The 22735-nt window shown below is 68.5% G+C and carries 24 protein-coding genes; 9 read left to right on the forward strand and 15 right to left on the reverse strand.

Annotated elements, in window-relative coordinates:
- Positions 1 to 100 precede the first annotated feature (100 nt).
- Together BY998_RS03420 and BY998_RS03425 are read right to left on the reverse strand one after the other, a co-directional pair.
- Positions 101 to 2974 carry a DNA methyltransferase gene (locus tag BY998_RS03420; RefSeq protein WP_110350182.1) on the reverse strand — a complete coding sequence of 958 codons (2874 nt, stop codon included), beginning with the start codon at positions 2972 to 2974 and terminating at the stop codon, positions 101 to 103.
- Positions 2975 to 3938: 964 nt separating this feature from the next.
- Positions 3939 to 4460, reverse strand: coding sequence for a hypothetical protein (locus tag BY998_RS03425; protein WP_110350183.1), 522 nt, complete (start codon positions 4458 to 4460; stop codon positions 3939 to 3941).
- Positions 4461 to 4837: 377 nt separating this feature from the next.
- Here BY998_RS03425 and BY998_RS03430 point away from each other — a divergent pair, with 377 nt between their 5' ends.
- Together BY998_RS03430 and BY998_RS03435 are read left to right on the forward strand one after the other, a co-directional pair.
- Positions 4838 to 6616, forward strand: coding sequence for an ABC transporter ATP-binding protein (locus BY998_RS03430; protein ID WP_110350184.1), 1779 nt, complete (start codon positions 4838 to 4840; stop codon positions 6614 to 6616).
- A gap of 56 nt (positions 6617 to 6672) precedes the next feature.
- Positions 6673 to 7557, forward strand: a complete 885-nt coding sequence (locus tag BY998_RS03435; protein WP_110350185.1) for an aldose 1-epimerase family protein — start codon at positions 6673 to 6675, stop codon at positions 7555 to 7557.
- 45 nt (positions 7558 to 7602) lie between these two features.
- Here the strand turns inward: BY998_RS03435 and BY998_RS03440 are convergent, their stop codons facing one another.
- The 11 genes from BY998_RS03440 to BY998_RS03490 form a co-directional block, all read right to left on the reverse strand.
- On the reverse strand, positions 7603 to 7812 hold the full coding sequence (locus BY998_RS03440) for a TOBE domain-containing protein (protein WP_110350186.1): 210 nt from the start codon (positions 7810 to 7812) through the stop codon (positions 7603 to 7605).
- A gap of 80 nt (positions 7813 to 7892) precedes the next feature.
- On the reverse strand, positions 7893 to 8279 hold the full coding sequence (locus BY998_RS03445; RefSeq protein ID WP_110350187.1) for a DUF2293 domain-containing protein: 387 nt from the start codon (positions 8277 to 8279) through the stop codon (positions 7893 to 7895).
- An 88-nt stretch (positions 8280 to 8367) separates the two neighbouring features.
- Positions 8368 to 8853, reverse strand: a complete 486-nt coding sequence (gene rpsI, locus BY998_RS03450) for a 30S ribosomal protein S9 (protein ID WP_110350188.1) — start codon at positions 8851 to 8853, stop codon at positions 8368 to 8370.
- A 2-nt stretch (positions 8854 to 8855) separates the two neighbouring features.
- Complete coding sequence (gene rplM, locus BY998_RS03455; RefSeq protein WP_110350189.1) at positions 8856 to 9317, reverse strand: 50S ribosomal protein L13; 462 nt, start codon at positions 9315 to 9317, stop codon at positions 8856 to 8858.
- 401 nt (positions 9318 to 9718) lie between these two features.
- Positions 9719 to 10579: a transglutaminase family protein gene (locus tag BY998_RS03460; protein WP_110350190.1), complete on the reverse strand. Its 861-nt coding sequence runs from the start codon at positions 10577 to 10579 to the stop codon at positions 9719 to 9721.
- Between the two features lie 91 nt (positions 10580 to 10670).
- Positions 10671 to 11273, reverse strand: coding sequence for an LUD domain-containing protein (locus BY998_RS03465; RefSeq protein ID WP_110350191.1), 603 nt, complete (start codon positions 11271 to 11273; stop codon positions 10671 to 10673).
- Positions 11270 to 12844, reverse strand: a complete 1575-nt coding sequence (locus tag BY998_RS03470; RefSeq protein WP_110350192.1) for a lactate utilization protein B — start codon at positions 12842 to 12844, stop codon at positions 11270 to 11272. Before BY998_RS03470 ends, BY998_RS03465 begins: the two co-directional genes overlap by 4 nt.
- Positions 12841 to 13584, reverse strand: a complete 744-nt coding sequence (locus BY998_RS03475; RefSeq protein WP_110350193.1) for a (Fe-S)-binding protein — start codon at positions 13582 to 13584, stop codon at positions 12841 to 12843. Before BY998_RS03475 ends, BY998_RS03470 begins: the two co-directional genes overlap by 4 nt.
- Before the next feature lie 123 nt (positions 13585 to 13707).
- Positions 13708 to 14328, reverse strand: a complete 621-nt coding sequence (locus BY998_RS03480) for a DsbE family thiol:disulfide interchange protein (RefSeq protein ID WP_110350194.1) — start codon at positions 14326 to 14328, stop codon at positions 13708 to 13710.
- Positions 14325 to 14477: a heme exporter protein CcmD gene (gene ccmD / locus BY998_RS03485; protein WP_110350195.1), complete on the reverse strand. Its 153-nt coding sequence runs from the start codon at positions 14475 to 14477 to the stop codon at positions 14325 to 14327. The genes BY998_RS03480 and ccmD overlap by 4 nt, the downstream gene beginning before the upstream one ends.
- A 21-nt stretch (positions 14478 to 14498) precedes the next feature.
- Complete coding sequence (locus tag BY998_RS03490; RefSeq protein WP_110350196.1) at positions 14499 to 15305, reverse strand: heme ABC transporter permease; 807 nt, start codon at positions 15303 to 15305, stop codon at positions 14499 to 14501.
- 197 nt (positions 15306 to 15502) lie between these two features.
- On the opposite strand from BY998_RS03490, the gene BY998_RS03495 reads away from it, so the two are divergent.
- Positions 15503 to 16342: a transglutaminase family protein gene (locus BY998_RS03495; RefSeq protein ID WP_110350271.1), complete on the forward strand. Its 840-nt coding sequence runs from the start codon at positions 15503 to 15505 to the stop codon at positions 16340 to 16342.
- Positions 16343 to 16362: 20 nt separating this feature from the next.
- On the opposite strand, the gene BY998_RS03500 is transcribed toward BY998_RS03495, so the two are convergent.
- Together BY998_RS03500 and BY998_RS03505 are read right to left on the reverse strand one after the other, a co-directional pair.
- A complete protein-coding gene (locus BY998_RS03500) occupies positions 16363 to 17457 on the reverse strand; it encodes an NAD(P)/FAD-dependent oxidoreductase (RefSeq protein WP_110350197.1) in 1095 nt (364 codons plus the stop codon).
- A 46-nt stretch (positions 17458 to 17503) separates the two neighbouring features.
- Positions 17504 to 18778 (reverse strand): hypothetical protein, encoded by a 1275-nt coding sequence (locus BY998_RS03505; protein ID WP_110350198.1) that lies wholly within the window; start codon positions 18776 to 18778, stop codon positions 17504 to 17506.
- Positions 18779 to 19103: 325 nt separating this feature from the next.
- Here BY998_RS03505 and flgB point away from each other — a divergent pair, with 325 nt between their 5' ends.
- The 6 genes from flgB to flhB all read left to right on the forward strand — a co-directional run bounded on the left by flgB (position 19104) and on the right by flhB (position 22660).
- Positions 19104 to 19520, forward strand: coding sequence for a flagellar basal body rod protein FlgB (gene flgB / locus BY998_RS03510; protein WP_110350199.1), 417 nt, complete (start codon positions 19104 to 19106; stop codon positions 19518 to 19520).
- Positions 19521 to 19541: 21 nt separating this feature from the next.
- Positions 19542 to 19952, forward strand: a complete 411-nt coding sequence (flgC, locus tag BY998_RS03515; protein ID WP_110350200.1) for a flagellar basal body rod protein FlgC — start codon at positions 19542 to 19544, stop codon at positions 19950 to 19952.
- 4 nt (positions 19953 to 19956) lie between these two features.
- The gene (fliE, locus tag BY998_RS03520; protein WP_110350201.1) at positions 19957 to 20271 is read left to right on the forward strand and encodes a flagellar hook-basal body complex protein FliE; all 315 of its coding nucleotides are present in this window, start codon (positions 19957 to 19959) and stop codon (positions 20269 to 20271) included.
- Between the two features lie 205 nt (positions 20272 to 20476).
- Entirely contained in the window at positions 20477 to 20743 is a 267-nt protein-coding gene (gene fliQ / locus BY998_RS03525) for a flagellar biosynthesis protein FliQ (protein ID WP_110350202.1), read from the forward strand.
- A 48-nt stretch (positions 20744 to 20791) separates the two neighbouring features.
- On the forward strand, positions 20792 to 21568 hold the full coding sequence (gene fliR, locus BY998_RS03530; RefSeq protein WP_110350203.1) for a flagellar biosynthetic protein FliR: 777 nt from the start codon (positions 20792 to 20794) through the stop codon (positions 21566 to 21568).
- A 24-nt stretch (positions 21569 to 21592) separates the two neighbouring features.
- Positions 21593 to 22660, forward strand: coding sequence for a flagellar biosynthesis protein FlhB (gene flhB, locus BY998_RS03535; RefSeq protein ID WP_110350204.1), 1068 nt, complete (start codon positions 21593 to 21595; stop codon positions 22658 to 22660).
- The last annotated feature ends 75 nt before the right edge of the window (positions 22661 to 22735 follow it).

Consider the following 22735-nt stretch of genomic DNA (forward strand, 5'->3'; position numbering starts at 1 on the left):
GGGCGACGCTCAGCGGCGTTGAAGGGACCGCCCTAGAGGTTTAGCGTCGAAGTCCATTGCAGCATGAGAGCAGGCTGGTAGCTCATCGGGAGCACCTCCTTCATGGCAAACTCGGCGTCCTGTGCGCATTGAGAGAGACCAGACGGGTAAGCGCATCGTCTATCGCTATGTCTTCCGGCCACCCGTACGCAGCGGCTACGGCGCGATCGAGTTCAGCGTGGGCGTCGTCCAACCAACGGGGACGTTCGTTGTAGAGGTTGGTCAGGGTGCGCTTCTTCAAGATGGTCGCGGCGTTCAGATCGGAAGGGATCACCCGATCAGGAAACCCCGGCCGGACTTCCGGTTCTGCACGCGTATGGTCCGGCGGGTTGAGCCAAGCGGACCGTAAGACATTCAGCTTCTGCGCCGCCGCACTGATCCGTCGCGCGTTCGGCTCGGCCGCGTAGTCTTTGGCTGCCACGCTCGGCGTCAGGTTCGCCGGGAACGGGAACGTCTCGAATGTCGAGGTCGGCGTGTAGCGCGGATCGTTACCGACGCCGAGCCAAGAGCACAGCCGGAGTGACCATGCCTCGTGGAAGCGCGAATGCAGTATGCCGAACGAAGTCTCGTCGTCGCGGGCGATGGCGATGAGTTGATGGTCAGGGCAGACAGACCCGTCTACGAAGGCGAACAGGCGGTAGCGCGATACGGTAGGAGTGACGACGTAGCGTGGCATCTTCGAGAGCGACGCGACCATGGCAGGTCGAGCCTCCACGTGCTTCCACCAGTTTCGTGCATATACCTCGCGGCGGTTCTTGACGCGCTCGGGCTTTACGAGCGCCAAGACGTGCGCGAACGGCTTCTCGTAAAAGGCTGCCTCGTTGTCGCTGCCCATCGCGTTGAAGTCGATAATCCACATGTCCCTCGGACGGCGGGCAACGTCGAGACCATTGATCCAGGGCCGCAATACGTCGGAGTTTGGCCGCCCGTTGACGTTCAGTGGCGCGGTGAGCCACGCCCTGGCGATATCACCCGGTACGTCGAAAGCCCCGCCCTTCGTGTTTCCCATGAAGGCGACGCCTCGATTTTCAGCGAGCCTCCTCACACCGGTTAGGTCCGCGCCAACACCGGTCAAGTCTGGATTGATGCGCTCGACCGGCCGACCGTTTAACTCCACCGCCTCGCCTGTCCGGGTCTCGCCGAAGCAGACGAGCGAAACCCGTACCGCAGCGCCATCAACAATCCACGGCTCGTCCGACCATGCCGAGAAGATCGGGACATCGGAAGCGATCCGCTCCAGCACACGTCTGTTCGCGCCGCCACGAATTGAATTGGTCGTGACGAGCCCGGCACGGTGCGCTTCGCCCCGCCCGATCTGCGCGCGTGCCTTTTCGAACCAATAGGCCACGAGATCAGCTTCGGCGGGCACGCGTCCCCGGTATGTGTGGAACAGCGTCTCGACTGTTGCGTCGCCGAGGTTACGCCGCAGCATCTTACCGCCGAGAAAGGGCGGGTTGCCAACGATGAACTCGGCGCGCGGCCAAGCCGTTTCCGCTGGTCGGACTGCTGCCTCGCCAGCCATATCGGCCGAGGCGTCAATCAGCGCGTCTCGGCACTCAATTCCATCTAGGCGGCGCAGGATCGGCTCCGGGCGACTATAGATGCCATTACGGACCGCCCATTGGATGTCGCCGATCCACACCGTTGTGCGCGCCAACTCCGCTGCCAGCGGGTTGATCTCCAACCCGCGCAGGATTTCTGGTCCAACCATCGGCATGCGCGGCGGCAAGCCGAGCACCTCGCACTGTTGGTTCGCCGCGTGCTCAAGGTCTTTGACCGCATGCAGCGCGAGATAGAGGAAGTTGCCCGACCCGCAGGCAGGATCGAGGATTTTCAGCGTCCGCAGCCGCTCCAAAAAGACCGAGCGGCACTCCTCCGCTCGTTGCCACTCCTTCGCTTTCGGCCCCTTCGTCCTGGCCTTGTCGGTCAACCGCTCGATCTCGGCCCTCACCATCTCCCATTCGGCGCGCAACGGACGCACGACGACGGGCTCAACGACCCGCATGATCTTTTCAGCGTCGGTGTAGTGCGCACCGATCTGCGCACGCTTGTCAGGATCGAGGAACCGCTCGAATAGGGTGCCGAAGATGGACGGGTCGATGTGCGCCCAATTTTGCCGTCCAGCTTCGATCAGCAGCTTAACGTCATCTTCCTCCAGCGGCAGCGCGGGCTGTTCATCGAATAGGCCGCCGTTGATGTGCGGCAGGCGCTCCACTCCGAAACGACCGCCCTTCTGCAAGACAGTGAAGAGGCTGTCGAACAAATCCTTCGTTTCGTGCGGACGCCCAGCAACCTCTTCAAGCACACGGCGGAAGTAGCCGGACGGCAGCAAACGCACGTCCTCGGCGAAGAACAGGAAGGCGAGACGGTTGACGAAGTGGGCCACCGCCTCGGGCGGATGACCGCGCTCGCGAAGGCGCAGTGTGATGGTGGAGAAGCGGTCGGCAGCCTTCTTTGTCAGGTCTGCCCGCGAGCCGCCCTTCCGCAGCTTGGTCGGCTCGTGGAAGGCTGCGCGCAGAATGTCGAGCTTCGACGGTTCACGCAGATCGTCAAGGCTGATGTCGTAGGAGACGGGTACGGTGTTGGTCCAAGCCGTGACGACGCGGAACTGATCGGTGTCACAGGCGATGTGCAGCGGCGGGCTCTCCAACGCGAGCGCGTATCGGGCGAGTTGGTCGAGCGCATCCCCGAGGTTGCGTCTACGCTTTTTGTACTCCCACGCAAAATGCTCACGCTTCCACACGTCGGCGAAACCGAGACCACCACCGGACTTCTGGAGGCCCTTCTCGAAGGTGAAACGCTCGCCGCGGGGATCGGCTTCTACCGGCGTCGGATGATCGAGCAGGCGACAGAGATCGTTGAAGTGCGACTGTGCGGCGGCCCGCTCGGACAACGCCACGGGCTTCCAACGCTCGATGAATTGCTGCGGTGTCACGAACGAGCATCCCCCAAGCCCGACCGCACGACCGGCCGCTTGTTGCGGATGAGTTACAACCCAACTTGACAAACGTAAGGTAAAAATCGGGCGCTGAAGTGAGCAGCGTGCCCTGTCGGAAACGGCGTACACCTTGACCCCGGCGCACCAATTCGCGTTACATGTCCGGCGGCTGGATTTCCCGTGGGGAGTCGGCGTGATACGCAGCGAGCTTCAGCGGGAGGTTTCCGTCCCCACGTTTTTCGCAAACGATTGATAACGCTAGAGTTTCGATCCCGTCCCTGGGCACCATCGGATTTCTGAAGCCGCACCAACGGCTCGATCCCCCCAGTCAGATACGCGCAGTCGACAGCCGGCTGCGCTGTTTCAGCAGCCAATCGTTGCGCTCGGCCTGCGAGACTACTCTTCCGACTGGAGGATGAACGGGTAGACCGATCTTTACGGATCGAACGCGCGCCGGACATCGGTAGCGCTCACCGTCCCGCAGTTCGGCGTAAGAAGCGCCTACCACTCGAAGAACGAGTCGAGTCGCGGCATCAGGCAGATCAACGTTCCTGCCGCGCCGAACACGCCCGCCATCATCACCATCGCCGCCACGGACCCACCTCCGACCCACTCTGTCGAGTCACAACTCGAAAGTGACCCTCTCAGTTCAGGTGAATCCGCAGGCGCGTGGCATCGAATCGGCCCGGAGGATGGGCACGTGATCGCGATGGAGCAGTCGGACTTACCTCACCACTTCAAAAAGCGGTCAGCGCTCGGCCTTGCGGCGAGGGTGAGAACGATGGCGCCGACGGCGCCGGCGAACATGATGGCGGTTGCGAGTAACACGGCGGTAATCTCCACGACGCAGTCCGGCGATGTCCTGAAGACCAACGAGCCGAAAAGGTGGCGTGTGCCGTGCGGCAGATTGGCGTGCCGGAGGCACCGCCCTACGCGTGGACGATCTGGCGCACCGACTGCCTCAGCTGTCCCGGCCGATGCCGAGACCTCTCAGGAGGTCGCCGATCGGATCAATCCCGGCGGCCCGCTGCGGCTGGGGCGCCGCAGGCTGGTTCTGCGCCGGGACCTCGACCGTCGGAGCCCGCGCCGTCACGTCGGGACGGCTCCGGCTCGCGACCTTGGCGGCCCGATGGCGCCGGACGGCCTGAACCCGCTGGGCCGGCTCGGACGACGCGAAGGCGCTGCTCGCCGTCAGAAGTGCGGCCGTCTCAGGCGGCAGAAGGGTGAAGGAGGCCGGCCTCGGCGATCCGAGGCCGTCGTCTTCTCCCTCAGGGGAGGCCGCCGTCGCGATCACGGCCGGATCGACCCGGCGCGGCGGATCGGACCAGCCCTTACTGTCGGTCCCCTCGACGCCACTTGCGATGACCAGATTCGTCTTCGGCTGCGAGCCGGCCGAATCCTGCCGTTGCAAGAGCGGAGAGGTCGCGACGAGACCTAAAACCATGACGGCGGTGGTCGCGAAGACGGATCTGTAGTGTTCCATACTCGCAGAACGTACCGCCAAGGTTCCGGTTCCGCGGCTCCGAGCGGGCGAATACCTGCCGCAAACGCGCTCGGCCGCCACCGCCGCCGAGCCTCCGCGCGGTCGGGCATGGAGGGATGCGGAGACCATCCCGGCTCGAACGAAGCGCACTCGCAACGATCCGACCTACGGCCCCACGCCGGACACGTCGTGAGGCGGCGACGCCCCGTGCCCCTGCCGCCCGCGCTTGACGCCCCCTCGTGGCAGCGTGCTAGAGACCCAATCCGGCAGGGCGGATCGGCCGACCGCTCTCTTTTGCCGTCAACCACTTAGCGGCATCACGGCGTCATCCGCCGCCCATCGGTCCGGCCCTTATCTCCCTTGCGCCCGGTGACCGTTTGAGGACGCTCCTCGATCTCCTGCGGGTGATGCGCCAGCGCGACAGGCGGCGCCTCGCCTTGCTCGGCCTCGGCCTCGGGATCGCCGCGCTCCTCGAAGTCGTGGGCGTCGCCTCGGTTCTGCCCTTCCTCACCCTGGTCGGTGATCCGGGGGCGGCGGCGCGTGTGCCTTATCTCACGGGGCTGCGCGACGCCCTGGGGCTTACCGACGACCGCGCCTTCCTGCTCGCCACGGGGTTCGCCGCGCTCGCTGCGATCCTGCTCACGAGCCTGGTGAATGCCGGCTTCACCTTCGCCCAGCTCCTGTTCGCCCACCTGACCGGCTACGGCTTCGCCCGACGCCTGCTCGCGCGATACGTCGACCGCGAGCGCTTGTTCTTCGCGCACGCCAACAGCGCGGAGCTGGCCAAGAACGTTCTGAGCGAGACCGACCGGCTCGTCGCCGGGGTGCTGACCCCGGCCATGGTGATCGCCTCCCGCGGCGCCTCGGCGCTCGCCGTGGTGATCTTCCTCATCGCCTACCAGCCCCGCCTCGCCCTGATCCTCGGGGGCGGCTTCGGGGGGCTCTACGTCGCGATCTACCTCGTGATGCGGGCGAGGCTCTCCCGCCTCGGCGGCCGGGCTGTGGCAGGCAACGAGGGGCGTTACCGCGTGGTGCAGGAAACCTTCGGCGCGCTGACCGAACTCAAGCTCTACGGCCGGGCGGAAACCTTCGCCGCGCGCTTCGACGCGCCGGCCCGCTCCTACGCCCACGCCCTGGCCGCCAGCCTTCTGACCGGACAGCTGCCGCGCTTCGTCATCGAGTCGCTCGCCTTCGGCGGCGTGATCGCCGTGGTGCTGTACGCGCTCACGCAGGGCATCGACACCGCCGGCATGCTGCCCCTGCTCGGCCTGTTCGCCTTCGCCGGCTACCGAATGCTGCCGGCCTTCCAGAACATCTTCACCTCCGTCTCGCAGCTGCGCTTCCACCTGCCCGGCGTGCGTCTGATCGTGGATGCCCTGGAGGGCGAGCGCCCGCGCCGGTCGCGCACGGCCGCGCGGCTGCCCTTTGCCGAGACGATCCGCCTGGAGGCCGTGAGCTTCGACTACGAGGCGGGCCGCTCCACGCTGCGGGGCATCGACCTGACGATCCCGGCCCACACCACCGTCGGGCTCGTCGGACGCACGGGATCGGGCAAGTCCACCCTGGTCGGCCTGATCCTCGGCATCCTCACGCCGAGTTCGGGCCGCGTCCTGATCGACGGCACGCCGCTCGATGCCGGCAACCTGCCGGCTTGGCAGAACCGGATCGGCTACGTGCCGCAGGACGTGTTCCTGGTCGACGGCAGCGTGGCGCAGAACATCGCGCTGGGCATCGAGCCCGAGACCCTCGACCGCGCGGCCCTGGAACGCGCCGCCAGGCTTGCGGGTGCGCACGACTTCATCGCCGTCCTGCCCGACGGCTACGAGACGGGCGTGGGCGAGCGGGGCGCGCGCCTGAGCGGCGGCCAACGCCAGCGCATCGGCATCGCGCGGGCGCTCTACCACGACCCGGACGTGATCGTGTTCGACGAGGCGACCAGCGCCCTCGACGGCGAGACCGAGGCCGCGGTGATGGGCGCGCTCGGGGCGCTCGGCGGCACGCGCACGATCATCATGATCGCCCACCGCCTCACTTCGCTGCGCCGGGCCGATACGGTCCACGTCCTCAAGGACGGACGGATCGTCGCCTCCGGCCCACCCGCCGACGTGATTTCCGAGCCGATCGACGCGCCTCCATTCGTGGCCGCCGCGCGCTAGCGTGACCGTTCGCCCCCGGCTATCGAACCCGGGAGGACAGGGAGGCAGGCGGCAGCATGGCGACCGACGACACGATCGAGATCCGGGGGGCCGGCGGCAGCCGCGCCCGCATCGCCCTGCACGGGGCCGAGCCGGTCTCCTGGCAGGTCGGGGGCCGGGAATATCTCTGGAGCGGCGATCCCGAGCACTGGAACCGGCATGCGCCCTGGCTCTTCCCGGTGGTCGGGGCCTCGACCGGCGGAGCCGTGCAGGTGGCCGGGCAAAGCTATCCGATGGCGCAGCACGGCTTCGCCCGGGATCTGCCCTTCGATGTGGTCGCCCGCGCCGAGGATACGGTCAGCCTGCGGCTGACGGACGGCTCGGCGACCCGACCGCACTACCCCTTCCCATTCCGGCTCGAGATCGACGCCCGCATCTCCACGGACGGGCTCGCCTTCGAGATCCGGGTCATCAATCCGGGGCGGGAGCCCCTGCCCTACGCGCTCGGCTTCCACCCCGCCTTCCCCTGGCCCTTCGCCGACGGCGAGCGCCGCGCTGGGGGCGGCTACGCGGTCGTGTTCGAGGCGGCGGAGCGGCCCTTCGTGCCGGAGGTCGGGCCGGGCGGATTGCTGGTGCACAGCGAGCGGGCGCTCGCCCTCGACGGCACGCGCCTCGAGCTCGATCCCGAGATCTTCACCGAGGCCCTGGTCTTCCTGAATGCCCGGAGCCGGGAGATGCGCTTCTCCGCACCGGGCGGCCGGGCCATCGCCCTTCGGATGCAGGATTTTCCGCACCTTGCCGTCTGGACCAAACCGACGGCGCCGTTCCTGTCCCTCGAAGCTTGGACCGGCCATGCCGACTGGGCCGGTTTCGAGGGTGAGTTGGCCGAGCGGGATTCGCAGCGCCTGCTCGCACCGGGCGCGACCGCCCGGCACGGAATCGAGCTGACGATCGAAGCGTGAGTTGCCTCACGAAATGCCCGGCGTCGGGCGTTTCGTGGCAGACACTCAATCGACGGCGATGATGACGTCGGAGCTCTTGATCACCGCATAGGCCTCGCCGCCGACCTTAAGTCCGAGTGCGTCCACCGACTCGTTGGTGATGGCGGAGGTCACCGTCTGCCCGCTGGCGATCTCGATCTTCACATGCGCCGTGGTCGCGCCCTTCTCGACCGAGACGATCTTGCCCTTGAGAATGTTGCGCGCGCTGAGCTTCATGGTGGAGGTTCCTGCTGTGTGAGGGCACCCCTCTGCCTCAGCCGTGAGAGGCCGGCAAGCGGCGGCGGACCCTTTGCGCCTCAAAGCTCGGCGAGGTCGTCCGGCGGTATCCCGTCTGTCTCGGGCATCTCATCCGAGACCTGACGGCGGCAGCCCCACTCGGCCAGCACGGCGTTCATGTCGTCGAGGACGAAGTGGCGGGCGCTGTCGCGGTCGTAGCCCTCCTCCAGGAGGTCGTCGTAATCGGTGAAGGCGTGGCGGGCCAACGCCGTGAGCGCGAGCCATGCCGCGGTTTCCGGGGCTGCACCGCGCAGGCCGGAGCTGCGCAGGGCGCGGTCGAGCGCCGCCTCCGCCTCGAAGTCCGGCAGGCGGGGCGCGAGGCGGGCGAGTGCATCGGCGACGGCGGCGCTGCGGTCGCCCTTCGGCGCGGGAGCGGTGGAGCGCCCTGGGCTTTCCCGTCCTGTCATGCGTCACTCTCCGACAGAGCCGTCACACACGAAAAAAGGGCGGAGCCTCGCGGCCCCGCCCCCAAAGATTCGTTCGTAGCGAAACGCCTTAGCGCTTCGAGAACTGGAAGCTGCGGCGGGCCTTCTTGCGGCCGTACTTCTTGCGCTCCACGACGCGCGGGTCGCGGGTCAGGAAGCCTTCGCGCTTGAGCGGCGAGCGCAGCTCCGGCTCGTAGTAGGTCAGGGCCTTGGACAGGCCGTGGCGCACGGCGCCGGCCTGACCGGAGAGACCGCCGCCCTTCACGGTGACGTTGATGTCGTACTGGTCGACGCGGCCGACGATCTCCAGCGGCTGGCGCAGGATCATGCGCAGCACCGGGCGGGCGAAGTAGGTCTCGACCGGGCGGCCGTTGACCACGACGGTGCCGTTGCCGGGCTTGATCCAGACGCGGGCGACCGCATCCTTGCGCTTGCCGGTGGCGTAGGCGCGGCCCTGCGCGTCCAGCTTCTGGACGTGGACGGGCGCCTCGTTCTCGGGGTTGCTCGTCTGGGTGTTCGCCCGATTGAGATCGGCGAGGGACTGAAGGGTCGCCATGATCAAGCGCTCACGTTCTTACGGTTGAGGGAGCCGACGTCGAGCGCCTGCGGCTGCTGGGCCTCGTGGGGATGCGCGGCACCCTTGTAGACGCGCAGGTGGCCGAGGATCTGGCGGAAGAGCGGGCCGCGCGGCAGCATGCGCTCCACGGCCTTCTCGACCACGCGCTCGGGGAACCGGCCCTCGAGGATGAACTTGGCCGAGCGCTCCTTGATGCCGCCCGGGTAGCCCGTGTGGTGGTAGTAGACCTTCTGGTCGTACTTGCGGCCGGTGAACTTCACCTTGTCCGCATTGATGACGATGACGTGGTCGCCGCAATCGACGTGGGGCGTGTAGGCGGCCTTGTGCTTGCCGCGCAGGCGCATCGCCACGATCGAAGCGAGACGGCCCACGACGAGGCCCTCGGCGTCGATCACGACCCACTTCTTGTCGACGTCGGCGGGCTTCAGCGAAGTGGTCTTCATGGCCGATTCCCGTGCCGGTGACGTTTGAAACAAGGCGCCGCCGCGTCGGGTGAGGACGCAGCGGCGTGTGGGGAGGGTCACTAAGGGGGATTCGCCGGGCCGTCAAGGCACGACATCCGTGCTGCGTCGAGAAAACTGCAATGAAACTAAGGCGTTTGGCCTTACGGTATCTGGATACCGCACGATGTTCATCTCATCGAGCCGAAGGAGGGCCGTCGTGGGCGGGACCTGCCGCGGAAAAGAAAAACCCGCCGCGGCCTGAACCGGGCGGGCGAAGTTGGAGATTCGTCCGGATCACCCGAACATTAAAACAGACGAACGATCCTGCCGGTTAATCCGCCCGTCTCGAAAAAATTCGAGATTTTTTTCAGATGGGCTCGGCCCGCTATCGCTGGCAGCGGTCAGACCGCACCGGCATGAGGTGCGGGCGCCTCGGTCGAGATCGCATCGACGGTGCGCTCTGCAGGTTCGGGACCGCCGTCGGCCCGGTCGATGCGAATTTCCATACCGGTCGGTTCCATCGCGCCGAAGGGCGTCGAGAATGCGATCTCGGCCGCGTCCCGCCCGACGCCGATCCGCACGAGCCCGTCAAGATGGGCTTGGCGGGTCGCATCGAACAACCACCAACGCCCGTCCAGATAGGCCTCGAACACGGCGTGGAAGTCGCGCGGCACGAGGCCGTAGGCGTAGCAGCTGACGAAGCGCGCTGGGATGCCGAGCGCCCGGCAGAAGGCGGTGCCGAGATGCGCGAAGTCGCGGCAGACGCCGGCCCGCATCAGCAGGGTCTCGTCGGCGGTGGTCTCGCTGTCGCTGGCGCCGCGGCGATAGGCGATGTGATCGTGGATCCAGTTGCAGATCGCGCCGACCCGCTCGTGCCCCTTCGGAAGGTGGCCGAACTCGGCCTGGGCGAAGGGCGTGAGCCGGTCGGAGGAGACGAAACGGCTTGGCAACAGGAAGGGCAGGATGTCGAGGGGCAGCTCCGAGACCGGCATCTCGCGGATCGTGCCCGGATCGGCCCGGGTCACGCTCAGCGCGACCTCGGCATCGTATTGCAGCGAGAATGGCCCCGGCTGCACGGTGACGCCGAGATAGCGGTTCTTGAGATCGGGATTGTCGTAGATCCGGCGCTCCGGATCGGGCGTCAGCGTCAGGGTCTCGCTGAGGACGTCGAGGCTGCGCAGGCGCGCCACCTCGACGTTGAAGATGAAGGTGGTCGGGCTCATCACCTCGTAAGCGAGGTTGCAGCCGAGCTTGAACCGCACGGGGAGGTCTCCGGGTCTTCGCGGGGGATCGCGGCCACGCACCAGCGAGGCGTTTGGCCGCAAACGCGCGGAAGACCCGCGGGCTCCGGTCTCAAGCTGCCTGTTTTTTGCGCTGCAACAGCAGCACGGTGAGTGAGCGGACGCCCTGCGCCCCGTGGATCAGCACGCCCTCGATATCGGCCGTGGCCGACGGCCCGGTGTGGAACACAGCGTAGGCCGCGTGCGCGAAGTCGGGCCGCTTGTAGGCGGCCTGGATGTTCACGACGATGTCGGCGGGATCGAGCAGCACGATCAGGTGCTGGGCGAGGTAGGCCACGGAGTTCACGATCAGGTCGCCTTCCGTGAACAGCACCGAGCCGGTCTCGGCCACGCCGAAGCGGGCGCGCACCACGGCCACGTCCACGTCGGCCAAGTCTCCGGGCTTGCGAACGGCCCCGAGATCGCGGTTTCCGACGAATTCCGGCACGGCCGAGGCGATCACCTGCGCCCCGTCGAGGCGCGAGCGCACGGTCGCGAACGGGTCGGCACCGCCGGCCTGCTCGACCCGCCCGCCCATCTTGCCCAGCCGCTCGGCGAACTCGGCCACGAGGTCGCCGCCGACGAGGGGCGCGAAGGTCGGCACATCCGGCAGCGGGAACTCGCCGGCCGGACGGTTGGTCCGCAAGCGCCCGAGAATGGCGTCGCGGGCGCTCACGCGTCGCTCCCCTTCTTCATGCGGTTCTGCCGGTACCACGCGTGGAAACTCTGGTGCGGCGCGTGGGGCATCTCTCGCTTCTTCCCCCAGGTGTTGGCCGGGTTGTAGACGGCGAAGCGCGGCAGCACGCGCAGGGCCGAGTCGGCGGTCTGGATCGCGGCGCGGTAGGCGGCCGGGCGGCTGAGAACGGCGCCCGCCGCCTTCATCATGCCCTGCTTGAGCAGCGGAATCTGGTGCTCCTCGGCCAGCACCTTGCGCCAGGCGAAGATCTGCTCGTGGATGTTGATCTTCACCGGGCAGACGTTGGTGCAGGAGCCGTTCATGGTCGAGGAGAACGGCAGGGTCGAGTATTTCCGCTTGTTGAAGGTCGGGTCGATGATGAGCCCGATCGGCCCTGAATAGGTGGCGCCGTAGGATAGCCCGCCGGAGCGCCGGTAGACCGGGCAGGTGTTCATGCAGGCGCCGCAGCGGATGCATTTGAGCGAGGTCCAGAACTCCTCCATCCCCAACCGCTCGGAGCGGCCGTTATCGACCAGCACCATGTGCATCTCGGTGCCGGGCCGCGGCCCGCGGAAATGGGAGGTGTACTGGGTGATCGGCGAACCGAGCGCCGAGCGCGAGAGCAGGCGGATGAACACGCCGAGATGCTCGACGCGCGGGATCAGCTTCTCGATGCCGATGGAGTGGATCTGCAGCGGCGGCACGTTGCCGGAGAGGTCGGCATTGCCCTCGTTGGTGCAGGTCACGACCGTGCCGGTCTCGGCGATGGCGAAGTTGCAGCCGGTCAGGCCCGCATCCGCCTTGAGGATCAGCGGACGCGTGGTCTCGCGCTGGCTCTCGGCGAGGTAGTGGGCATCGTCGTTGTCGGGGTCGGTGCCGAGCGTCCGGGCGAACACCTCGGCCACGTCGATGCGGGTCTTGTGGACCGCCGGCATCACCACGTGGCTCGGCTCCTCATCGTCGAGCTGCTGGATGCGCTCGCCGAGATCGGTCTCGATGATCTCGATGTCGTGGGCCGCCATGAAGTGACGGAAGCCGCACTCCTCGGTCAGCATCGACTTCGACTTCACCAGCGACTTGGCGCCGTGCTTCTGGAGGATATCGAGCACGATGCGGTTGTGGGCCGCTCCGTCCTCGGCCCAGTGAACCTGGACGCCGTTGGCCCGCGCCGCCGCCTCGAACTGTTCGAGGTAGCGGTCGAGATGGGTCAGCGTGTGCGTCTTGATCTGCGAAGCGAGCTCGCGAAGCTCCTCCCATTCCGGGATGCCGTGGGCGGCGACATCGCGCTTGCGACGTACGTCCCAGAGGCGCTCGTCATGGGCCTTCTGATGGAGCGGGGCGGCGAGGAAGCGCTCGGCGGCCTCCGCCTGATCGATCGGCCGGTTGCCGCGCACCTTGGCGCCGCGGGGCTGCGGCTCGCGCGGGGCGTCGGCACGGATCGGCTTCGAGGCGGCCTCCGCGTGCTGGAGCCGCTCGCCGCCGGGGCCGCGCTCGCTCTCGTCGGAGGGCGCCCGCACCTCGCGGTGGAGCATGTCCCCGGTCTGGCGCGGGGTCAGGTCGTCGGCGCTCATGCGGCGGCTCCGTTCAGCACCTGGGCGATGTGGATGTATTTCAGCGGCACGCCGAGGCGCTCGGCGCAGCCCTTCTGGTGCATCAGGCAGGAGGAATCCGCCGAGACCACATATTCGGCGCCGGCGCGGGCCTGATCCGTCACCTTGTCGTAGCCCATCTTGGCCGAGACCGCGGGCTCGAACACCGAGAAGGTGCCGCCGAAGCCGCAGCACTCGTCGGGCCGGGTCAGATCGACGACCTCCAGCCCCCTCACCTTCTTCAGCAGATTCAGCGGCTTGGAGAAGAACGGCCGGTTCAGTTCGGTCGGGCGCGCATGCCCGATGCCGCGCAGGGCGTTGCAGTTCGAATGGTAGGCGACCTTGTGCGGGAACGCCGCCCAGGGCAGCTCCTCGATCTTGAGCACGTCGTGCAGGAACTCGACCAGCTCGAAGGTCCTGGCCCGCACGTGCTTGACCTCATCGGTCTGCGGGATGGCGGTGAGGTGCTCGCGCACCTGATGCACGCAGGAGCCGGACGGGGCGACGATGTAGTCGAACCCGGAAAAGTTCTTGACGAACAGCGCCTCGGTCGCGGCGGCCTCCTGATGGCAACCGGTATTGGTCATCGGCTGGCCGCAGCAGGTCTGATCGTAGGGATACTCGACGGTGAGGCCGAAGCGCTCCAGCAACTCCAGCGTGGCGATGCCGACCTCCGGTTCGAAGGCATCGACGTAGCAGGGGACGAAAAGCCCGATCCGCATGGCGCTCTTTGAATTGCGGTTTCAGCCGAGTGCGCGGCTGGTCCACCTTGGAACGGTTTCAAGCCGGCCCTGGCTGCATACGCCTCCGATCCTGGGTTTCCAAGCGCAGGTCCCGTGCCGGGGTCAGTTCGTCACGGGGGCAGCCCGGCCGGCGGCGCGGATGCGCCCCAGCACGCTGGCATAGTTCTCCGGCGTGAGGATGCCGACCAGCTTGTCGCGGATCACCCCGTCGGGACCGACGATGTAGGTTTCTGGCACGCCGTAGACGCCGAGATCGATGCCCGCCCGGCCGGTCGGGTCGGCGCCGACCGCCGCGAAGGGGACGCCGTTGCGCTCCAGCCAGCGCCGGCCGGCATCGCCGGGGTCCTTGTAGTCGATCCCCACGAGGCGGACGTCGCGCTCCTGGGCCAGCCGCATCAGCATCGGATGCTCGATCTGACAGGGGGCGCACCACGAGGCGAAGACGTTGACCACCGTCACCTGCCCCTTCAGGTCGGCGCTCGACAGGCCGGGCACCGATCGGCCATCGACCGCCAGCCCCTGCACCGGTCCGAGGGCGAAGGCCGGGACGGGCTTGCCGATCAGCGCCGAGGGCAGGGCCTGCGGATCGGCGCCCGAGCGCAGCCGCACGAAGAACGTCACCGCGAGCACCGCGAAGATGACGACCGGAAGGAGCGCGAGCAGCGAGAGGCGGCGGCGATCCGGGCCTTCGGGGGCGGCCGTCCCGGGAGGCTGTGCGCTCATGGCCGCCCTAACCGATCGTCCTGGAGCTCGGCCAGCAGCCGGCGCTGAGCCCGCCCGTCGCGCCAGCCGTTGAGAATCAGCGCGCCGAGCACCAGGGCGGCGAATCCGTAAGAGCCGGCGATGAAGGACGCGTAGTGTCCGAATTCCATGATCGTTCCGATCCTCCGCCTTTAGATCGCCTGGCCCATGGGGAGCGGCGCGGCTCCCCGGGTCACGGGTGCGATCTCCTGCGCACCCGCATCGAGCCGCTCGGCCTGCCGGATCAGCAGCGTGCGCACCCGGCGGCGGGTGATCTCGGTGCGCATGGCCTGGAGATGCAGGGTGACCCCGAGCAGGGTCATGGCCAGCACCATTTCGAGGAGTGGGTAGAGCATCGAAGAATCGATCGACGAGCCGCCCATGCGCAGGATCGAGGCGGGCTGGTGCAGCGTAGACCACCAGTTCACCGAGAACTTGATGATGGGCAGGTTCACCGCGCCGACGAGCGTCAGGATCGAGACCGCCCGGGCGGCCCTGCTCGGGTCCTCGATCGTCCGCCATAGGGCGATGATGCCGCAATAGATCAGGAACAGCACGAGCATCGAGGTCAGCCGCGCGTCCCAGACCCAGTAGGTGCCCCACATCGGCTTGCCCCAGAGCGAGCCGGTGACGAGGCAGATCAGGGTGAAGGCCGCCCCGATCGGCGCGGCGGCGCGCTGCGACACGTCGGCGAGCGGATGGCGCCAGACCAGGGTGCCGATCGCCGACAGCGTCATCGCCCCGTAGAAGCCCATGCCGAGGATCGCGGCGGGGACGTGGACGTACATGATCCGCACGGTGTCGCCCTGCTGGTAATCGGGCGGCACGACGAAGAAGGTCAGGTAGAGCCCCACGGCGACCAGCACGGCCGAGGTCGCGGCGAGCCAGGGCAGGGCCGCGCCCGACCAGCGCAGGAAGTGGCCCGGATGGGCGAGGCGGTTCCAGAGAGCGGTCCACATGGGGCGTCTCCATATCGCTTAGTGCGCTGCAGCAGCAATGTGCGTCATGGTCCCGGCACCGCCCTGGCGATCGGGCTGGCGCATTGCGAAACATTTGTGCAGCGCAGCGCCGGAACGGTCCGAACTCTCGCTTCTTAATGGCCTATCCGGCTCAATTCTATTGGTCGGACCGTACGACCAAAGTCATGGGCCATCACATGCTGATCAGGACCGGTTACGATATCGCGTTCGAAACCACGGCCCCGACAGCGATGTCGCTGCTTCTCAGCGTGCATCCCTCGCGCCGGAACGACCTGCGCAGCCCCGAGGCAATCCGCTTCGATCCACCGATCCCGCAGCGCCAGACCGTCGACCCGTTCGGCAACGTCTGCACGCGCATCGTCGCGCCGCCCGGACGGATCACGATCTCGTCGGACCTTCTGATCGCGGATTCGGGCCTGCCCGACGCGGTGGCGCCGCAGGCCTCCCAGGCGGCGGTCGATGCGCTGCCCGACGAGGTGATGACCTACCTCATGGCGAGCCGCTACTGCGACACGGACAAGCTCACCGCGACCGCGTGGCAGCTCTTCGGCCAGACGCCCGAGGGCTGGGCGCGGGTTCAGGCGATCGTGGATTACGTGCATCGGCACATCCGCTTCGACTACATGCAGGCGGATGCCACCCGCAGCGCGCATGACGGCTTCGTCCAACGGGTCGGGGTGTGCCGCGACTTCGCGCATCTGGCCATCGCCCTCTGCCGTTGCATGAACATCCCGGCGCGCTACTGCACGGGCTATCTCGGCGATATCGGCGTTCCGGCAGTGCCCGACCCGATGGATTTCTCCGCTTGGCTCGAGGTCTATCTCGGCGGACGCTGGTACACGTTCGACGCGCGCCACAACACGCCGCGGATCGGCCGGATCGTGATGGCCCGGGGCCGAGACGCTACCGATTGCGCGATCTCGACGAGCTTCGGCGCGGCGCGGCTGATGCGGTTCGAGGTCCACACCGACGAAGTGACGGAGACCGCGCCGGCCGGTCTGATGCGCGCGGCCTGAAAAATCGCCCGGTTGTCGGCTCAGTCCGTCAGGCGGTCGGCCACCGCCTCGGCGAGCGAGAGCGACGCGGTCAGCCCGGGGCTCTCGATACCGAAGAGCTGCACGAGCCCCGGCAGGCCGTGCTCCCCCGGGCCGTCGATGCGGAAATCCGCCGCCGGCTCTCCGGGTCCGGTCAGCTTTGGGCGGATGCCGGCATAATCCGGCGTCAGGCGCCCCTCCGGCAGGCCGGGCCAGTAGCGCCGGATCGCCGCCTCGAACAACGGCGCCCGGGCCGGATCGACGCCGTAATCGGCCGCCTCCACCCATTCCACGTCGGGGCCGAAGCGCATCCGCCCGGCGAGATCCAGGGTGAGGTGGATGCCCAATCCGCCCTCGACCGGGGCAGGGTAGATCAGCCGCGAGAAGGCCGGGCGCCCGGTGCAGCCGAAATAGCTGCCCTTGGCGAGCACCTGGCGGGGGACCGCTTCCGGCGCGAGCCCGGCGAAGCGGCGGGCGAGGGCCTGCGCACCCAGCCCCGCGGCGTTGACGAGGGCGTCGACCCGTACCGTGTCGGGCGTCTCGCCGCCGAAGCGGACCTGCCATCTGCCCTCACGCGGCTCGGCCGCCTCGATCGGCGTGCGCAGGGCCAGCACGCCGCCGGCCGCCTCGATGTCGCCGAGGAGCGCCAGCATCAGGGCATGACTGTCGACGATACCGGTGGCGGGCGAGTGGAGCGCGGCGACGCAGGCGAGGTCCGGCTCCAGACGTCTCGCCTCGTCCCCCTCCATCCAGGCCAGCCCCTCGACACCGTTGGCGAGGCCTCGGGACAGGATCGTTTCGAGGGCGGCGCGCTCATCCTCACAGGTGGCGACGATGAGCTTGCCGCAGAGGCGGTACGGCACGCCGTGGCCGTCGCAGAACGCGACGAGGCGGCGGCGCCCCTCGACGCAGTGGCGGGCACGGGCCGAACCCGGCGGGTAGTACATCCCGCCATGAATGACCTCGGAGCTGCGGGCCGAAACGCCGGTGCCGATGCCCTCGGCCGCCTCGGCGACGATCACCGAGGCTCCGCGCAGGGCCAGCGCCCGCGCGACCGCGAGCCCGACCACTCCCGCTCCGACCACGAGCGCTTCCATGCCTCACCATGGGTGGCGGATGAACGATCCGTCCTTCTTGCGGAGGTCAGCTCTTGCTGTCGAGCGGGCGCCCGAGCAGACGAGCGAACTCGGCCTCGATCTCCTCCACCGAGAAGGGGTTCTGTCCCTGCGGAGCCGCCTCGGGGGTGTCCGGCGTGGTGGGCTCGGGCCGGGCCGGGTCCGGCCGCGGCGCAGGCTCCGGCCGGGCCGCCGCAGGCTTCTCCGCGGGCGGAAGAGGCGCGGGTGGAAGAGGCGCGGGCGGAAAAGGCGCGGGCTTGGACGGCGGGACGGATGCCGGAACGGGCACCGGCTCGGGCTGCACCGGGTCGATCGCGACCGGGAGGGTGGCCGGTTGCGCCGGTGCGGCGGCCCGCGGCGGCGGTTGGGGGACCGGCGGCGCGGCCATCGCTTGCGCGATCGGATCGGGACGAGCCGCAGCGGGCGCTTGCGTCGGAGGTGGCGCTTCGACCGAGGGAGCTTCGACCGGCGGAGTTTCGACCGGCGAGGGCGAGACCGGGGTTGCAGCCGCGGCCGGCGGCGGCGTCACCGCCGAGGATGGGCGCTTCAGCGCGACCTGAAGCTGGCGCGCCATGTCGGACAGGACGGCGGGATCGACCGATCGCGGGCCGCGGGCGGTCATGACCGACGGCGTTTCCGCGGGCGGCGCGGCGGCGCTGACGGCCACCTCCTCCGGCCTCGCGGCGCGCTCGGAGGCGGGTTCGGGCCGAGGCGTGACGAGGGGCGGCAGCGTGCGCCGCATCAGCCGGCTCACCGGCGACGGGGCTCGCGGCTTGGTCTCGGCCTCGGGCTCCTCGGGTTCGAACAGGCCGGAATCCAGGGGCGGCGCCCGCTCGGCATGGGGCTGCAGGCCGAGCCCGGGCGCGGGCACGATCTCGGGCATGGAGAAGGTCGGCGGCTTCGGGCTGTCGAGGAAGGGGTCGATGCGCGGCGGCTCGGGCGCCGCGTCGCCCGCGCTCCCCTCCTCGGCGCGCGTGCCGCCCTCGGGGGCGTAGCGGGCACCCGCACCGCGCTGGATATGGCGCTCGACCACCACGTCGTTGGGTCCGCCGACCAGCAGCAGGTGCTCCACGTTGTCCCGTCGCAGCAGGATCAGTTGCCGCTGCCGGTCGAGCTCGTAGATGTCGACGATGCCGAGCCGGGGCTGGCGCCCCCGCTGGCCCGGCCGCGCAGCGATGGTCAGCCCGCGCCCCGAGAGCCGCACGAACAGCAATGCCGCGATCAGGAACAGCGCCAGGATGATCAGGAAGATCACCAGGAACTGAAGGGCGACCGAGCCCTCGGAACTGAAGAACGCTTGCAAGACCGGCGTCTTTCTGTGTCGGGGCTGCGATGGCGTTCCGCGAAGCTTCCGGCCGGGACCGGTGCCGACGGGAGACGCCATCCCGACCCTACGCAATACTGGGTTCGATTATCGCCGTCGTCCGAGCCCCCCGCAACAAAGGCTTACGCTTCGTTAACAACTCGCTGAGCCGGTCCGCACGCTTTGTGTCGCCGGGCTCGCCGCGGCTTGCGGATGCCCGGCAGGAATTGCCCGGTTAACGGCTCCTTAACCATGCGAACGGCAAATTCTGCCGGGTCCGGCCCGCAGCCTCCCTTCGCCCCTCGCGCCGGCCGCCCGAGGCACCATGTCGCTCACCGACCTGCCCCTGCTCGGCATGCTGCGCACCCGGATGCACTGGCACCAAGCCCGCCAGGGGCTGCTCGCCGAGAACGTGGCCAACGCCGACATGCCGGGCTTTCGCCCCCGTGACCTCGCCGAACCGGTGGGCGCCGGCGGCGCGCTCGCGGCCCCGCTCGGCGCCTCCGTCGGCGGCGACGGCCTCGCCCGCACCGATGCCGGCCATATCGGGCTCTCCGCCCAGTCCGGCCCGAACGCCGACCCGCGCCGCTTCAAGGGCTTCGAGGTCCGCCCCTCGGGCAACGGCGTGAACCTCGAGGAGGAGATGATGAAAGCGGGCGACAACCAGTCCGACTATCAGCTCGTCGCCTCGCTCTACCAGAAGAGCCTCGACGCGCTGAAGATCGCCGTCGGCAAGCGCTGAAGCCGCTGAACGGAGACCACCATGGATTTCCTCAAGAGCCTCGGCATCGCCGCCTCCGGCCTCAAGGCCCAGTCCGGCCGGATGCGCATCATCGCCGAGAACATCGCCAACGCCGATTCCGCCGCGCCGACGGCCGGCGGCGATCCCTACCGGCGCAAGGTCCCGAGCTTCACGAGCCGGTTCGACCGGGAACTCGGGGCGAATCTCGTCGAGGCGGGCCGGGTCCGCCGCGATCCCACGCCGTTCCGCACGAAATACGATCCCGGCAACCCGGCGGCCGATGCCCGCGGCGAGGTGCGTATGCCCAACGTCAACGGGCTGATCGAGAACATGGACATGCGCGAGGCCCAGCGCTCCTACGAGGCCAACCTCAACATGGTCACCGCGACGCGGCGGATGATCTCCCGCACCCTCGAAATCCTGAAGGCGTGAGCCGATGACGACCTCCGCCTTCGCCGCCGGCGCCTACGCCGCCGCCCAGAGCGTCGCCCGCCCCGGCGCCGCCAAGCCCGTCCAGGGCATGGCCTCGGCGGGTGCCGGCTTCACCGGCTTCCTGCAGCAGAGCCTCGATTCCGTGGCCCAGTCCGGGGCCCAGGCCGACCGCGCGGCGCTTTCGGCCGCCACCGGCAAGGCCAACGTCGTGGACGTGGTGACCGCCGTGGCCGAGAGCGAGACCGCCCTCCAGACCCTCGTCGCCGTGCGCGACCGCGTGATCTCCGCCTACGAGGAGATCATGCGCATGCCGATCTGATTCTTCCCGCTTCGCTCCCGACCGGGGCGCCTGATCATCAGCCCGACCCTCCTCCACCCGCGTTCGATCGCATCGGTCGCCTCGTGCTCCGTCATGGCGAGTACACGCGAAGCGATCCAGCCACGCGACTTTTTCCGGATCGGGCGGCGTGCCGGACTGCCTCGGCTCCGCCTCGCAACGACGATCGACGAAAGCCCCCAGAGCCATGACCGGCCTCGCCATCCTCGACCTCTCCCGCGACGGCATCTTCGTCTTCCTGAAGGTCGCCGGTCCCCTGATGATCGTGGCCCTCGTGGTCGGCCTGATCGTCTCGCTGTTCCAGGCGCTGACGCAGATCCAGGAGCAGACGCTGATCTACGTGCCCAAGATCGTCGCGGTCTTCGGGGTGATGCTGCTGATGCTGCCCTTCATGGGCGATGCCATGGCCGCCTACATGGCCCGGATCGCCGCGCGCATCGCGGCGGGGGGATGACGAGCGGGAGGCAGCGCGCGGCGCGGCGAGCCTGTAGGATGGGCCGGCATGAACACGCCGCTCGACCTGCTGCTGCCCGGCTTCGCGGCGGCCTTCATCCTCACCTTCGCCCGGGTCGGCACGCTGATCATGCTGATGCCGGGGCTGGGCGAGCAGATGATCTCGGGCCGGCTGCGGCTCAGCCTCGCCCTCCTCGTCACCCTGGTGCTGTTTCCCACCGTCCGGCCGCTCCTGCCCACCGGCAACGCCGCGCTGGCGGCGCCCGTCCTGATCGGTCTCCTGTTTGGGGAGATCCTGATCGGCCTGATGATCGGGCTGTCGGTGCGCATGGTGGTCGCCGCGCTGCAGACGGCGGGCGTGGTGATCTCGCAGCAGCTCGGCCTGTCTTTCGCCATGACCGTCGATCCGACCATGGGTGGGCAGCAGGCGGCGCTCGGCAACTTCCTGTCGCTGCTGGGCATCACCCTGGTGCTCGCAACCGACCTGCATCACCTCGCCCTGGAGGCGATCGGGCGCAGCTACATGGTGCTGCCGCCCAACGGCGTGCCCGGCATGGCGGACGCGGCCAAGCTGGCGCTCGACGCCTTCTCCCGCGGCTTCGCCCTGGCGGTGCGGATCTCCGGACCGTTCATCGTCTTCGGCATCCTGTTCAATCTCGGGCTCGGCGTGCTGTCCCGGCTGATGCCGCAGCTACAGGTGTTCTTCCTCGCCGTGCCCGCCTCGGTGCTGATCGGCATGATGCTGCTCGTCGCCGTGCTCGGCCTCGTGATGGGGCTGTTCCTGGACGATCTCGGCCGCTATCTCGGCGCCTTCCTCGGGCGCTGACCGGAGAGACGGGAGCCTGAGCCCTTGGCCGACGAGAGCGACGACGAGGACAAGACAGAAGACCCGACCCCGCGGCGCATCGAGCAGGCGATCGAGCGCGGCGACGTGCCGAACTCTCCCGAGATCAACACCTTCTTCATTCTGGCCGCCTTCACCCTGGCCCTGCTGCTCGCGGCGCGCCCCGCCGCCGAGGGGCTGACCCGCGACATGCGCGGCTTCCTCGAACATGCGGGTGGGCTGCCCTCCGACCCTGCCAGCTATCTCGGCGTCGCCTTCCGCGCCGCCCTGGTCAGTCTCAAGGCGCTCGCGGTGCCGTTGGGCATGGCGATGCTCGCGGCGCTCGCCGCCGGCCTGATCCAGCACCGGCCGATCTTCACCGCCGAGAGCCTGATGCCGAAATTCGCGCGCATCTCGCCGATGGCCGGCGCCAAGCGCCTGCTGGGCGTCGATGCCTGGGTCAATTTCGGCAAGGGCCTCGTGAAGATCGCGCTCGTCGGCATCGTCGCGGGCGCGATCCTGTGGAGCGAGCACGACCAGGCCGAATCCTTCGCGCAGCTCGAACCCGGTGCCGCCCTCGACGGCACGCTGACCCTGGCGCTCAAGATGATGGGCGGCATGCTCGCGGCCTACGCGGTGATCGCGCTCGGCGACGCGCTCTACCAGCGCCATCGCTGGCACACGCGCCTGCGCATGACCAAGGAGGAGATGAAGCAGGAGCACAAGGAGAGCGAGGGCAGCCCCGAAGTGAAGGGCCGGATGAAGCAGTTGCGCCAGGCCCGCGTGAAGAAGCGGATGATGGCCGCCGTGCCCACCGCCACCGTGGTCGTGACGAACCCGACCCACTTCGCCGTGGCCCTGCGCTACGAGGCCGGCATGGCCGCCCCGGTCTGCGTTGCCAAGGGCGTCGATTCGCTGGCCCTGCGTATCCGCGCGCTCGCCGCCGAGCACGATGTGCCGGTGATGGAGAATCCGCCGCTCGCCCGGGCGCTGCACGCGACCGTCGAGGTCGACGAGGAGATTCCCGCCGAGCACTATCGCGCAGTTGCGGAGGTCATCGGATTCGTGCTTCGCCTGCGCCGCCGGGCGGCCTGAGAACCGGAGCGGGCTCGATGAGGGACGGCGAAGTCCCTCAGGCGCCACGGTTTATGCACCATTGTCCGGCAATGC

The organism is Methylobacterium sp. B4, from assembly GCF_003201865.1.
Taxonomy (GTDB): Bacteria; Pseudomonadota; Alphaproteobacteria; order Rhizobiales; family Beijerinckiaceae; genus Methylobacterium.